The sequence below is a fragment of the Arthrobacter sp. LjRoot78 genome, from assembly GCF_964254335.1.
Classification (GTDB): domain Bacteria; phylum Actinomycetota; class Actinomycetes; order Actinomycetales; family Micrococcaceae; genus Arthrobacter.
In genome coordinates, this window is sequence record NZ_CAXUTG020000001.1 from 549,125 (window position 1) to 563,031 (window position 13,907).

At 67.0% G+C, this 13,907-nt stretch carries 10 protein-coding genes; 5 read left to right on the forward strand and 5 right to left on the reverse strand.

Annotation, left to right across the window (positions count from 1 at the left end):
* The first annotated feature begins 149 nt into the window (after nt 1–149).
* The 5 genes from uidA (at nt 150) to ACSQ1X_RS02700 (ending at nt 8,364) form a co-directional block, all read left to right on the forward strand.
* Nucleotides 150–1,988 carry a beta-glucuronidase gene (gene uidA, locus ACSQ1X_RS02680; protein WP_436056558.1) on the forward strand — a complete coding sequence of 613 codons (1,839 nt, stop codon included), beginning with the start codon at nt 150–152 and terminating at the stop codon, nt 1,986–1,988.
* Between the two features lie 59 nt (nt 1,989–2,047).
* Nucleotides 2,048–3,421 (forward strand): glucuronide transporter, encoded by a 1,374-nt coding sequence (uidB, locus tag ACSQ1X_RS02685; protein ID WP_436056559.1) that lies wholly within the window; start codon nt 2,048–2,050, stop codon nt 3,419–3,421.
* A gap of 44 nt (nt 3,422–3,465) precedes the next feature.
* Entirely contained in the window at nt 3,466–4,695 is a 1,230-nt protein-coding gene (manD, locus tag ACSQ1X_RS02690; RefSeq protein ID WP_055801126.1) for a D-mannonate dehydratase ManD, read from the forward strand.
* Nucleotides 4,696–4,705: 10 nt separating this feature from the next.
* Complete coding sequence (locus tag ACSQ1X_RS02695) at nt 4,706–7,021, forward strand: gluconokinase, GntK/IdnK-type (protein WP_436056560.1); 2,316 nt, start codon at nt 4,706–4,708, stop codon at nt 7,019–7,021.
* A gap of 80 nt (nt 7,022–7,101) precedes the next feature.
* The gene (locus ACSQ1X_RS02700; RefSeq protein ID WP_436056561.1) at nt 7,102–8,364 is read left to right on the forward strand and encodes an FAD-dependent oxidoreductase; all 1,263 of its coding nucleotides are present in this window, start codon (nt 7,102–7,104) and stop codon (nt 8,362–8,364) included.
* Here ACSQ1X_RS02700 and ACSQ1X_RS02705 read toward each other — a convergent pair.
* From ACSQ1X_RS02705 to acsA, 5 genes are read right to left on the reverse strand one after another with little or no spacing between them, the layout of a single operon-like run.
* Entirely contained in the window at nt 8,353–8,595 is a 243-nt protein-coding gene (locus ACSQ1X_RS02705; protein WP_436056562.1) for an acyl carrier protein, read from the reverse strand. The genes ACSQ1X_RS02700 and ACSQ1X_RS02705 overlap by 12 nt on opposite strands.
* On the reverse strand, nt 8,592–9,989 hold the full coding sequence (locus tag ACSQ1X_RS02710) for a 2-oxo acid dehydrogenase subunit E2 (RefSeq protein WP_436056563.1): 1,398 nt from the start codon (nt 9,987–9,989) through the stop codon (nt 8,592–8,594). Before ACSQ1X_RS02710 ends, ACSQ1X_RS02705 begins: the two co-directional genes overlap by 4 nt.
* Nucleotides 9,982–10,962 carry an alpha-ketoacid dehydrogenase subunit beta gene (locus ACSQ1X_RS02715; protein ID WP_436056564.1) on the reverse strand — a complete coding sequence of 327 codons (981 nt, stop codon included), beginning with the start codon at nt 10,960–10,962 and terminating at the stop codon, nt 9,982–9,984. Before ACSQ1X_RS02715 ends, ACSQ1X_RS02710 begins: the two co-directional genes overlap by 8 nt.
* Entirely contained in the window at nt 10,959–11,960 is a 1,002-nt protein-coding gene (pdhA, locus tag ACSQ1X_RS02720; RefSeq protein ID WP_436056565.1) for a pyruvate dehydrogenase (acetyl-transferring) E1 component subunit alpha, read from the reverse strand. The genes ACSQ1X_RS02715 and pdhA overlap by 4 nt, the downstream gene beginning before the upstream one ends.
* Nucleotides 11,957–13,780, reverse strand: a complete 1,824-nt coding sequence (gene acsA / locus ACSQ1X_RS02725; RefSeq protein WP_436056566.1) for an acetate--CoA ligase — start codon at nt 13,778–13,780, stop codon at nt 11,957–11,959. Before acsA ends, pdhA begins: the two co-directional genes overlap by 4 nt.
* Nucleotides 13,781–13,907: the final 127 nt, after the last annotated feature.

Consider the following 13,907-nt stretch of genomic DNA (forward strand, 5'->3'; position numbering starts at 1 on the left):
TAATGAACTTTCAACAAAATTAAATGGCAACCGCTTGCCATTTGATTGCCAAGTGATTAGGATTACAACACGAGCAAAAACCGGCGCACCGCCGTACTCGCCAGAATTCTCCCCCGGCACAGACCGCAAAGACGCGATAGGACCCCCAGATGCTGAAGCCCCAAGCCAGCGAAACGCGCGAACTGGTCAACCTCGACGGCCTCTACGCGTTCAAGGTGGACTTTGACCGCGCCGGCCACCGCGAGGAATGGTTCAAGGCGTCCCTGGACACCGGGCTGGAGATGGGCGTCCCCGCCAGCTACAACGACGTCTTCCCGGACAAAGCAATCCGCGACCACGTTGGCTACGTCTGGTACCAGCGCGAAGTCCGCGTCCCGCGCGGCTGGGCAGGTGAGCGCATCCACCTCCGCCTCGACTCGGCCACCCACGAGGGCATGGTGTGGGTCGATGAGGTCCTCGTGGCCCAGCACACCGGCGGCTACATGCCCTTCAGCGCGGACATCACGGACCACGTCACTGCGGGCAAGACGTTCCGGCTCACCGTCGCCGTCAACAACGAGCTCACCCAGGCCACCATTCCGCCGGGCAGCATCACCGTCACGGAAGACGGCCGGCGCCAGCAGAGCTACCTCCACGACTTCTACAACTACGCCGGCCTGCACCGCAGCCTCTGGCTGTACAGCACTCCGGCGGTCACCGTGGACGACATCACGGTGGTTACCGGCTTCGACGGCCCCACCGGCACGGTGGACTACACGATCGCGACGGCGGACGCCACCGCCGGTGGGACGGATAGTACAACGGTGACCGTTTCGCTCAAGGACGCCGACGGCGTCGAAGTTGCCAGCGCGGACGGCGCCAGCGGCGCACTGGTGATCAACGACGTCGTGCTCTGGCAGCCCGGCGCCGCGTACCTCTATAGCCTGACCGCCGAAATCCGCGAGGGCGGCCGGCTGCTGGACAGCTACACGCTGCCCGTCGGCGTCCGCACCGTCGAAGTCCGCGGCAAGGAATTCCTCATCAACGGGGAGCCGTTCTACTTCACCGGCTTCGGCATGCACGAGGACCACGTCACCGTCGGCAAGGGACACAGCAACGCCCAGATGGTCAACGACTTCCAGCTCCTGGACTGGGTGGGCGCCAACTCGTTCCGTACCTCGCACTACCCCTACGCCGAGGAAGTCATGGAGTTTGCCGACCGCCACGGGATCGTGGTGATCGACGAGACCGCGGCCGTGGGCCTCCACCTGGGCTTTGGCGCAGTGTTTGGCGGCATCGCCAAGAAGACCTACGAGGACGGCGGTGTGGACGCCAATACGGCGGCCAACCACCGGCAGGCGATCACCGAGCTCGTGGCCCGGGACAAGAACCACCCGTCCGTGGTCATCTGGTCCATAGCCAATGAACCCAACGGGTCCGAGGAAGGGGCACGCGAGTACTTCCAGCCCCTGGCGGAACTCACCCGCGAACTGGACCCCACCCGGCCCGTGGGCTACGTCAACGTCATGTTCGACACCCCGGACAAGGAACTGCTCGGGGACCTCTTCGACGTCATCATGCTCAACCGCTACTACGGCTGGTACCTGAACAACGGGGACCTGGAATCAGCGGAGCAGGTCCTGGAGAAGGAACTGCGCGAATGGGAAGCCAAGTACGGCAAGCCCATGATCATGACCGAGTACGGGCCGGACACCATGCCCGGCTTCCACTCCATTTATGAGCAGCCCTGGAGCGAGGAATACCAGGCCGCCTTCCTGGCCATGTACCACCGGGTGTTCGACCGGGTGGACGCCATGGTGGGCGAGCAGGTCTGGAACTTCGCGGACTTCCAGACGTCAAACGGCATCATGCGCGTGGACGGCAACAAGAAGGGCGTCTTCACCCGCGAGCGCCGGCCCAAGCCCGCCGCGTACGCCCTCCGCCAGCGCTGGACCGCGCTGGCAGCCACCAAGAACGCCACCCCGAACAGCAGCGTCACCACCCCCTAGCGTTTTGACCATTTTTTCGCCGGCTCCGCGGAGCCGGCACCGGGTAAAGGTGCCCAATTATGAAAAAACTCGGCAAGCTCAGCATCCTCGGCTACGGCGCCGGCGATGCCGCCAACAACCTCGCCTTCACCACGGCCACCATGTTCCTCCTGGTCTACTACACGGACGTTGCAGGCATCTCGGCCGCCGCGGCAGGCACCCTGCTGCTGGTGGTCAGGATCTTTGATGCGTTCGCCGATGTTTTCGCCGGACGCATGGTGGACCGCACCTTCAGCAGGCGCTTCGGGAAGTTCCGTCCGTTCATCATGTTCGGCTCCATCCCGCTGCTGCTCCTGAGCGTGGCAACGTTCTCCGTCCCGCAGCTGGGCGAATCCGGCACCCTGCTCTACGCCTACGTTACCTACGCGGCACTCGGCCTGGCCTACAGCCTGGTCAACATCCCCTACGGCTCCCTGGCCGGCGCCATGACCCAGGACCCGGGGGAGCGCGCCAAGCTCGGCTCCGCCCGCATGGTGGGCGGCCTGCTGGTCGGTTCGGCCCTCGGCATCTTCGTGGCACCGCTGATCAAGCCGGGCGCTGACCTGCAGTCAACCTTCACCACCATCACCCTGGTGTTCGTTGTCATCGGCGCGGCCTTGTACTTCTTCACCGTCATGACCGCCAAGGAACGCGTCCACCGCGCCGTCCCGAACGTCTCGGTCAAGCAGAGCATGGAAACCCTGAAGGGCAACAAGCCCCTCCTGATGCTGTGCATCAGCTCGTTCTTCTTCCTCTCCGGCTACCTGGCACTGACCTCGGTGCAGCTGTACTACCTGCGCGACGTCCTCGGCAACCTGGGCCTGTACCCGGTGCTGTCCATCATTCAGCTGGCCGCCACCTTCGTACTGGCCGGGTTCATGCCCAGGCTGGTCCGCACCATCGGGAAGAAGCGCGTCTACATCTACTCGTCCGTGCTCACCGTCATCGGCGGCACCATCATCTTCTTCACCCCTGCCAGCCAGGTCTGGATCGGCTTCTCCGGCCTCGTGATCAGCCTGGTGGGCGTCCTCGCGGTCAACATCGTGGTGTGGGCACTGGAAGCAGACACGGTGGAATACGGCGAATGGAAGACCGGTGTCCGCACCGAGGGCATCACCTACGCACTGTTCTCGTTCACCCGCAAGACCGGCCAGGCCGTAGGCGGCGCCCTCGCCGCCTACGCACTGGCACTGGGCGGCTACAAGTCCGGCGGTGCACAGACTGCCGACGCCCTCTTCGGAATCCAGCTGGCAGCCGGCGCCATCCCGGCAGTGCTGACCATCCTCGCCGTCCTGGTCATGTCCAAGTACAAACTGACCGACGCCATGCACGCCGAGATCCTCACCGAAATCCAGGCACGCCGCACCAGCGAAGAACGCGCAGACGCCGCCAAGCCTCTCACCACTTCCAACTAAGCCCCGACCTACCCTCGACCCAGCCCCGCTCGAAAGGAACAGCTGTGAAAATCATTGCCGCGGAAGTCTTCGTGACAAGCCCGTCCCGTAACTTCGTGACCCTCCGGATCACCACGGAGGACGGCGTGACCGGCATCGGTGACGCCACCCTGAACGGCCGCGAACTCGCCGTCGCCGCCTACCTCAAGGAACACGTCGCGCAGCTGCTGATCGGCAAGGACCCGCACCGGATCGAGGACACCTGGCAGTTCCTGTACCGCAGCTCCTACTGGCGCCGCGGCCCGGTGACCATGGCTGCTATCGCCGCCGTGGACATGGCGCTCTGGGACATCAAGGGCAAGGTGGCCGGCATGCCGGTGTACCAGCTCCTCGGCGGTGCCTCCCGCAACGGCCTGCGCGCCTACGGCCACGCCTCCGGCGCGGACATCCCCTCCCTGTTCGACTCCGTCCGCGAGCACCTGGAACTCGGTTACAAATCCGTCCGCATCCAGACCGCCGTCCCCGGCATCAAGGCCGTCTACGGCGTCGCTGCCCAGGCCCAGGCCTCAGGCGAGCGCTACGACTACGAGCCCGCCGGCCGCGGCGCGTTCCCGGTGGAGGAAGACTGGGACACCCGGGCGTACCTGCGCCACCTGCCCACCGTTTTCGAAGCCGTCCGGAACGAGTTCGGCCCGGAACTGCCGCTGCTGCACGACGGCCACCACCGCATGACCCCGATCCAGGCCGCCAAGCTGGGCAAGGCTCTGGAACCGTATGACCTGTTCTGGCTCGAGGACTGCACCCCGGCTGAGAACCAGGAAGCCCTGCGCCTGGTCCGCCAGCACACCACCACCCCGCTGGCCATCGGTGAAATCTTCAACACCGTGTACGACTACCAGACCATCATCAAGGAACAGCTGATCGACTACGTCCGGGCAGCCTCCACGCACTTCGGCGGGATCTCCCCGCTGAAGAAGGTCATGGACTTTGCCGCGCAGTACCAGATCAAGTCCGGCTTCCACGGCCCCACCGACATCTCCCCGGTCGGTTTCGCCGCGCAGCTGCACGTGGGCCTGGCGATCCACAACTACGGCATCCAGGAATACATGCAGCACTCGGACAAGACCAACGAGGTCTTCGAGCAGTCCATGACCTTCAAGGACGGCTACCTGCACCCGGGCGACAAGCCGGGCATCGGCGTCGAATTCAACGAGGAAGCAGCAGCCGCGTTCCCGTACCAGCAGGCCTACCTGCCCTATAACCGTCTCGTTGACGGCACCGTCCATGACTGGTGAGGCCCGTCCTGTGAAGAAGCACCGCATCATCGTCATGGGCGTCTCCGGCTGCGGTAAGACGACCATCGGCGACCTGGTGGCCCGCGAACTGGGCGTGCCCTTCCTCGACGGCGATTCGCTCCACCCCGTGGAGAACGTCGCCAAGATGGCCGCCGGCACGCCGCTGACGGACGAGGACCGCTGGCCCTGGCTGGCCACCGTCGGTTCCGAACTCGCAGCCGCCGGGAACGGAGGCCTGGTGCTGGCATGCTCGGCGCTCAAGCGCAGCTACCGTGACGCCATCCGGGAACAGGCGCCGGACACCGTGTTCCTGCACCTGCACGGCAGCAAAGAGGTGCTGAGGGCACGGACTGAAGGCCGCTCCGGGCACTTCATGCCGCCCGCCCTGCTCGATTCCCAGCTCGCTACGCTGGAACGGCTCGTCGCCGACGAAGCCGGCATCGTGGTGGACATCGCCGCCCCCGTAGACCGGGTGGTGGCCGAAGCACTGGCCGGGATCGCCGCCGCCGTGCGTTCCACGGCTGCCGCCGTCGGCACCGCTCCTGCCGGTGCAGCTCCCGGTGCCGCAGGCACCCAGCCGCGCCAGTTCGACGTCGACCTCCAAGCCGCGCCGTTCAACCTCGACGACGCAGCGGTCCAGTGGGTGAACAGCACACTGGAGTCGATGAGCCTCGAGGAAAAGATCGGGCAGCTGTTCATCAACCACAACAACGACTACTCCCCGGAATACCTCGACGGCGTGCTGGAGAACTACCACGTGGGCGGCATGCGCTACCGACCCGGCCCCTCCGCCGCGGTGCAGGAGCACATCCGCTACGCGCAGTCCAAGACCCGCATCCCGCTGCTGGTGGCCTCCAACCCGGAAATGGGCGGAGCCGGAAGCTGCGACGACGGAACGTTCGTGTCGACGCACCTACAGGCCGGCTCGCACCCGGACAAGGCCATCGCCCGGCAGATGGGCCAGGTGGCCGGCGTCGAAACCGCCGCGCTGGGCTGCAACTGGGCCTTCGCGCCGATCGTGGACATCCACTACAACTGGCGGAACACGGTCATCTCCACCCGGGCCTTCGGCAACACGCCGGAGATCGTGGTGGAGCGCGCCAAGGAGTACTTCGACGGCATCAGCGAGTCACCCACCGCCTGCGCCATGAAGCACTTCCCGGGCGACGGCATGGACGAACGCGACCAGCACGTGGTCACCTCGTACAACACCCTTGGCTATGAGGAGTGGAACCGGAGCTACGGGCACGTCTACCGGGAAATGATCGGGCACGGCGTGCAGTCCATCATGATCGGGCACATCGGGGCGCCGGAACTTTCCCGGCATTTCCGTCCCGGCCTGGCGGACAAGGACATCCGGCCGGCCACGCTGGCGCCGGAACTGCTCCAGGACCTGCTCCGCGGCGAACTCGGCTTCAACGGGCTTATCCTCACGGACGCCTCGCAGATGATCGGCCTGACCCAGGCCATGAAGCGCAGGGACCTGGTGCCGGCCACCATCGCGGCGGGCTGCGACATGTTCCTGTTCTTCCGCAATCCCGCGGAAGATTTCCAGTACATGCTGGACGGCTACAAGTCCGGCGTCATCACCGAGCAGCGCCTGCATGACGCGCTGCGCCGGATCCTGGCCCTCAAGGCCTCGCTGGGGCTGCACCAGAAGGCGCGCAACGAGCTGGTGCCGCCGGTGGAAGCACTCGCCGTGATCGGCAGTGACGCCCACTGGGCCATCGCCGCCGAAATCGCGGACAAAACCGTCACCCTGGTCAAGGACACCGCCAACAACCTGCCCATCACGCCGGCGACGCACAAACGCATCCGCCTGTACGGCATCTCCGGCGGTTCGGACTTCACCCGCGCCGACCCGCTGGCCTACCTGGACACCGTCAAGGCGGAGCTGGAAAACGCCGGGTTCGAGGTGCACCTGTTCAAGACGGCGGACCAGCGTGAGGCGGCAGGGGAGACCGGTGTGAACTTCATGTCGGTCATCTCCGAGGAAGCCACCGGCGACTACGCGGACAAGTACGACGCCGCCTTCGTGTTCGCCAATGTGAAGGGCTTTGCCCAAGAGGCAGCCATCCGGATCAAGTGGTCCACCCCGATGGCCGCGGAGATCCCGTGGTACGTCACCGAGGTCCCCACCGTGTTCGTCTCGCTCAACCAGCCCAACCACCTGATTGACGTGCCGATGGTGAAGACCGCCATCCACGCCCACGCAGGGTCGCCCGAGGCCATTCGGGCGACCATCCAAAAGATCATGGGCAGTTCGGAATTCCAGGGAACGTTCAACGAGAACGTGTTCTGCGATTCCTTCGATACCCGCCTCTGATCTGGTTCAGGCAGGATACCCGGGCCGCACGCGCAGCAATTGCGCGTGCGGCCTTTGTGTGTCCGGCGTAGCGTGGGTGCATGGAGCAAACGGGGTGCGTTGTTGCCGGCGGAGGGCCGGCGGGGATGATGCTGGGCTTGTTGCTGGCCCGGGCCGGGGTGGAGGTCACTGTGCTCGAAAAGCACGGCGATTTCCTGCGCGATTTCCGAGGCGACACCGTGCACGCCTCCACCATCAGGCTCATCGACGAACTGGGACTCGGCGACGAGTTCCGGAAGCTTCCGCAGAGCAGGTTGAACGCCGCCGCCTTCCCCCTCCCCAACGGCGGGATGCTGACGCTCGGCGATTTCGCCTCCTTGAAGCCGCCCTACAATTACATCGCCATGATGCCGCAGTGGGACTTCCTGAATTTCCTGGCCACCGAGGCCGCGCGCGAACCCACATTCCGGCTCCTGATGAGGCATGAAGCCACATCGTTAATGTTCGACGACGGCCGCGTCACCGGCGTCCGCTACCGGACACCTGCGGGCAACGACGAGGCAAGTACCGAAGGGGCGATCCACGCGGACCTCGTGGTGGCCACGGACGGGCGCCATTCCGTGCTGCGCCGGTCCGCCGGCCTGCAGTCGAAGGAGTACCCCGTTCCCTTCGACACCTGGTGGTTCAAGCTCCCGCGCCACGCGTCGGAAAAAGGCGCCGTGGCGGGCATTGTCCCGGCGTTCCGAGGCCGCGAGGCCATGATTGCGCTGTTCCGCGACGACTACTACCAGATGGGATACCTCGGCCCCAAAGGAACGGATGCCCGGATCCGTGCCGAGGGAGTTGAACGGTTCAGGGAACGCGTCGCCGCCCTGCGGCCGGACCTGGCCGACCGTGTGGACGCCATCCGTTCGCTGGAGGACCTTCACTTCCTGGATGTGCGGCTGGACCGGCTGCGGTGCTGGTACGTGGACGGGCTGTTATGCATCGGCGACGCCGCCCACGCCATGTCCCCGGCAGGCGGGGTGGGCATCAACCTGGCCATCCAGGATGCGGTGGCCGCAGCCGCGAGGCTGGCACCGGGCCTGCTCCAGGGCCAGGTGACGCTGCATGATCTGGCTGCGGTGGAACGGCGGCGCCGGATGCCCACCGTTCTTCTCCAGACCGTTCAGCGCATCATGCACCGGGCGGTTTTCGTGCCCCTGTTCGCCGGGAGGAGGTCCGGGGTTCCGGCAGTGGTGTTTTTTCTTGCCAGGCACGTTCCGGCGCTGACAAGGCTCATGCCGCGGCTCATCGCCTTCGGACCCAGGCCGGAGCATGCACCCGACTTTGCCCGCCGAGCCCAGCCGCGCTCAGCCGCGTGAGGCGACGTAGTCGATCAGGCCCCTCACCGTGGCCACGGAGGCGTAGTCGCGTTCAGGGATGTCGACGCCCGTGGCCTCATCGATGGTCTCCACCAGCCTCAGGAAATCCAGCGAATCCAGCTCGAGGTCCTGCCGCAGCCGGGACCCTTCGTCGAGAGCGTCAAGGTCCACGTCCGGGGCTACCTGGTTGATGGCCGCGTGCACGGCCTGCCGTGCGTCCTGCTCATTCATAGCTCCTCCGGTTTTTGCAGCAGTTCGTCGATCCGGGCCAGGAAGCGGGCCCCCCGGAGTCCGTCGCTCACCCGGTGGTCGGCTGACAATGTGGCAGTGACGGCGGGCCGCACACCGAGCATGCCGTCCTGCGCCCAGGGCTGCTCCACGACTTTGCCCAGGCCCACCATGGCCACCTGCGGCGGGTAGATGACGCCGTACACAGCCTCCACCCCCAAGTCGCCCAGATTAGTGACCGTAATGGTGGGGTCGGCCATTTCCGCGCGCTGCAGGCGCCCCGCCCGCGCCCGGCCCACCAGGTCCCGCAGCTTCTGCATCAGCACGTCCACGGCCAGGGTGTCGGCATCGTGGATGGCAGGCGCCACCAGGCCGCCGTGCCGCAGGGCCACGGCAACGCCGAGGTGCACGGTGCTGCTCGGCCGGAACACCCCGTCGGTGAAGAAGCCGTTGACTTCCGGAATCTCCCGGGCGGCCACTGCTGTGGCCTTCAACAGCAGGGCCGAGGGAACCAGCCGCGAGGCCACCGGCCGCTGTTCGTTGACCTTCTGCATCCATCCGATGGCGGCACGAAGATCCAGCGTGGTGCTGACGTAGTAGTGCGGGATGGTCTGCTTGGACCGCGTCATGAGCGAGCCGATGGACCGTCGGAGGCTGGACAAGCGGTCCTGCGCGTCCGGCGACGGCGCTTCTTCCGCTGCCGGTGCCGCTTCCGCTTCCGCTTCCGGTTCTTCTTCCGCTGCCCGGGCCTCCGCGGGAGCCGAGGCCCCGGCTCCCTGCACGGCACGCTGGATGTCAGCCTCGGTGACGGCGCCGTCCGGGCCCGTCCCCGGCACCGTGCCGATGTCGACGCCGAGCTGGTCCGCCAGGCGCCGTGCCCGGGGCGAGGACCGCACCCGGGTTCCGTGGGGTGCCGGCGCGGCCTCAGGAACCGGCGCAGCCCCAGGAACCGGCCGATCGGACCGCGCGGCCGCCGCGCGTTCCACGTCGGCGCGGGTGACCGCCCCGTGCTTGCCTGTCCCGCGGATCCCGGACGGATCCACGCCGAGCTGGTGGGCCAGGTGCCGGACCGGGGGAGGAACCTGCGCCGCGGCTGCTTCCGGACCAGCCTTTGCCGGCGGGACCGCCGGCTGCCCTCCTGCCTGGCCGGCGCCGTCGTCCGGGGTCCGGGTGATCCGGGCCAGGGGAGTTCCGATGGGAACAGTGGTGCCCACATCCACCAGGAGCTCGGCCACGACGCCCTCTTCGAAGGTTTCGACGTCCATGACGGTCTTGTCCGTGTCCACCACGGCCACCACATCTCCGCGGTGCACGTAGTCGCCGGGTTTAATCAGCCACTCCACCATCTTGCCGTGCTCCATGTCCGCACCAAGGGACGGCATCCTGAAATCACCCACGGGCGCCTACCGCTTCCCGGGCTGCGGCGACGATGCGCTCCGCCGTGGGCAGTGCCGCCAGTTCCAGGTGTTTGGCGTAGGGCAACGGCACTTCGGCGCTGCAGACGCGGCCCACCGGTGCGTCCAGGTCGAAGAAGGCGTTCTCCGTGATCCGGGCGGACAGCTCTGCGGAGATGCTGCCGCTCCGCCAGCCTTCGTCCACCACCACTGCGCGGTGGGTCCGGGCCACGCTCCCCAGGACGGCGGCGTCGTCGAGCGGGCGCAGCACGCGCAAATCCAGCACCTCCGCGTCGATACCCTCGGCTGCCAACTGGGTTGCGGCGTCGAGCACTGCCGGTAGCGTTCCGCCGTAGGTGATGAGCGAAATGTCCTTGCCGGGGCGGCGGACGGCGGCCGTGCTGATATCCACCGGGCCGGCGCCGTCAGCGAGGTTCCCGGCCACGTTGTACAGGGTTCCGTGCTCGAAGATCAGCACCGGATCCGGGTCTTCCAGTGCCGTCCACAGCATCCCCCGGGCATCCTCCAGGGTTGCGGGGGTGAGGATCCGCAGCCCCGGGATGTGGGCGTACCACCCCTCCAGGCTGTGTGAGTGCTGGGCTCCCAGCTGGCGCCCGGCTCCCGTGGTCATCCGGATGACCAGCGGCACGTTGAACTGCCCGCCGGACATGTGCAGCAGGGTGGCCGCGTTGTTCACCAGCTGGTCCAGCGCCAGGAGGCTGAAATTGACGGTCATGATCTCCACAATGGGCCGCATCCCGCCCAGGGCCGCCCCGATGCCGGCGCCCACAAAGCCGGATTCGGACAGCGGAGTGTCCCGGATCCGCTCCGGGCCGAACTCCTCGAACAGGCCAAGGCTCACCGCGAAGCATCCGCCGTACGCGCCAACATCCTCGCCCATGAGGAACACCCGTTCGTCGCGCTGGAGGGCGTCCCGGATGGCAGCCCGCATGGCTTCGCGGTAGGTGGTCTTCATTGCGGGCTCCGCTCGCTGTACACGAACCGGGTCAGTTCCTCCACCGGTTCCAGCGTGCCGGCTTCGGCAAACTCCACGGCGGCCTTCACTTCCGCGTCCACGTCCTGCTGGATCTTCTTCCAGTCCTTCTCCGTCAGCTGGCCGGCGGTTTCCAGGGCGTTCCGGAGCGTGCTGATCGGATCGCGCTCCATCCAGCGGGAGACCTCCGTTTTTTCCCGGTACCGTTCGGGATCGAACATGGAGTGGGCCCTGAACCGGTAGGTCCGGAGCTCGAGGAAGTGCGGTCCGCCGCCGGCCCGGACGGCGTCCACGGCACGGCGCGCAGCCTCTTCGACGGCGAGCACATCCATCCCGTCCGCGGACCACGAGGAGATCTCGTAGGCGGCGGCCTTGAGGGCAATATCGGTCTGCGATTCGGAGCGGCCCAGCGCGGTGCCCATGGCGTACAGGTTGTTCTCGCAGCAGAACAGGACCGGCAGCTGCCAGAGCGCGGCGAGGTTCAGGCTTTCGTGGAATGCGCCTTCGGCTACGGCGCCTTCGCCGAAAAAGCAGGCGGTCACCCGGGAGCGTCCGGACATTTTATCGGCGAGCGCCAGGCCCACGGCCAGCGGCAGCCCGCCTGCCACGATCGCGTTGCCTCCGTAGAAGCGGGTGGCGGCGTCGAACAGGTGCATGGAGCCGCCGCGGCCGCGGCAGCAGCCTTCCACATAGCCGTACATCTCGGCCAGGATGGCTCCCGCGGACACACCGCGCAGCAGCGCATGGCCGTGTTCCCGGTATGTTGCCACCACGGCGTCGTCCGGAGCCAGGGTGCTCATCACACCCGCGGCGACCGCTTCCTCTCCGATATAGACGTGCAGGAACCCCCGGATTTTCGCCGCGCTGTAGAGCTCCACGCACTGCTCCTCGAGCCGCCGCACGCGCAGCATCTGATGGAGCAGGTGGCGTGTATGGTCGGAGTCCGCGCTTCCGGATCCGCGCGCTGATGTGCCGCTCACGCCGGCGCTCCGGGGTAGCTGCCGGGCGGGGTCTCGATGGTTGACGTGTCACCTTCGGGGAGGCCGAGTTCGCGGGCTTTCAGGAGCCGCCGGAGGATCTTGCCGCTCCGGGTCTTGGGCAGCGCGTCAGTGAAGTCCAGCAGCCGGGGGGCAACCGCCGGGCCCAGCCGTTTGCGGGCAAAGCCGATGATGTCCAGCTTGAGCGCCTCCGAGGGCTGCCACCCGGTGCGGAGTTCCACGAAGGCCTTGACCACTTCGCCGGCAACGGGATCGGGGACGCCGATCACCCCGGCCTCGGCCACCGCTTCGTGCTCCATCAGCGAACTCTCCACCTCGAATGGTCCGATCAGGTGCCCGGAGGACTTGATGACGTCGTCGCCCCGGCCGACGAACCAGAAGTACCCGTCCGCGTCCTGCTTGGCCAGGTCTCCGGTGAGGTACCAGCCGCCGGCGAAGCAGCGCCGGTACCGTTCGTCTTCATGGAGGTAGCCGCGGAACATGGACGGCCAGCCCGGCCGGAGCGCCAGTTCGCCCACCGCATCCGGTTCGGTGACCAGCACGGCCTCGCCGTCCCGGAGCACCGGCTTGCCGTCCGGATCCCGCGCCACAATCGCGGCCTCAACGCCAGGCAGGGGACGGCCCATGGAGCCGGGCCGGATCTCCATGGCGGGGTAGTTCGAGATCATGATGCCGCCGGTTTCGGTCTGCCACCAGTTGTCGTGGACGGGCTGGCCGAACGCTTCCTGTCCCCACACCACCACTTCGGGGTTGAGCGGTTCGCCCACGCTGGCCACAAACCGCAGGGCGGACAGGTCATGCCCGGCGGCGTGGCCGGCACCGGCCTTCATCAGCATGCGCAGGGCGGTGGGGGCTGTGTACCAGACGGTGACGTGCTGCTCGGCGAGGATCCGGTACCACCGGTCCGCGTCCATCTCCTCTTCGTCCACAATGGTGGTCACGCCGTGGGTGAGGGGAGCGATCACCCCGTACGAGGTGCCGGTGACCCAGCCGGGGTCCGCCGTGCACCAGTAGACGTCGTCCGGGTGCAGGTCCAGCGCAAAGAATCCGGTGGCGCGGTGGGCGGTGACGGCGTCATGCACGTGGATCGCCCCTTTGGGGGTGCCGGTGGTCCCGCTGGTGAAGTGCAGCAGGGCCATTTCTTCGGCGAGGGTGGATGCCGCCTCGAGCGGCTGCGCGTCCCGCATGAGTTCGGCCAGGTCCAGCGTTCCGGGGTCCGGCAGGCCCTCGGCATCGATCAGCAGCACGTGCTCCAGTTCAGGCAGCAGGTCTCGGATCTGGGCAACCTTCCGCCGGTACAGCGCCCGGGTGGTGACCAGGGCGCGGCCGGCACCCAGATGAAGGCGCTGGCGGACGGGCTCCGGGCCGAAAGCGGAGAACAGGGGGCAGAAAACGCTGGCATTCTTGAGCGTCCCCAATATCGCGACGTACAACTCCGGGCTGCGGCCCATGAGCGAAAAGACCCGTTCCCCGCGGCCGATTCCCAGCCCGTGCAGGACGCCGGCAAACCGTCCGGTCTGTTCGGCCAGTTCCGCGTAACTGAGGGAGCGCGCCGTACCGTCGGCGCGGATGAAACGCAGGGCCTCATGGCCTGCCCGATCGCCCGCGGCGTGGCGGTCCACAGCCTCGTAGGCTATGTTGACGCCGCCATCCGGCAGCCCTGCCAGCTCATGACGCGCCTCATCCCAGGAGAAAGCGGCGCGGCTGGCGTCGTAGTCCACCATGTTCGGGCGGACAGCCAGGCCATGGACGTCCTTCGGGATTGCGGGCCAGCGGGTAGATGGAGCGGTTCCGGCCGTCATGGTTCAATCGGACTCCTCGCCGGGAGAACTGGCTAGAGTAGAAAGTCCCGTGGGACGCGCCGGCCCGCTCTCCAGCCCGTTCTCCCGCCAGCACAGGACGCGCCGTCACAAACCGCGGAGCCACTAA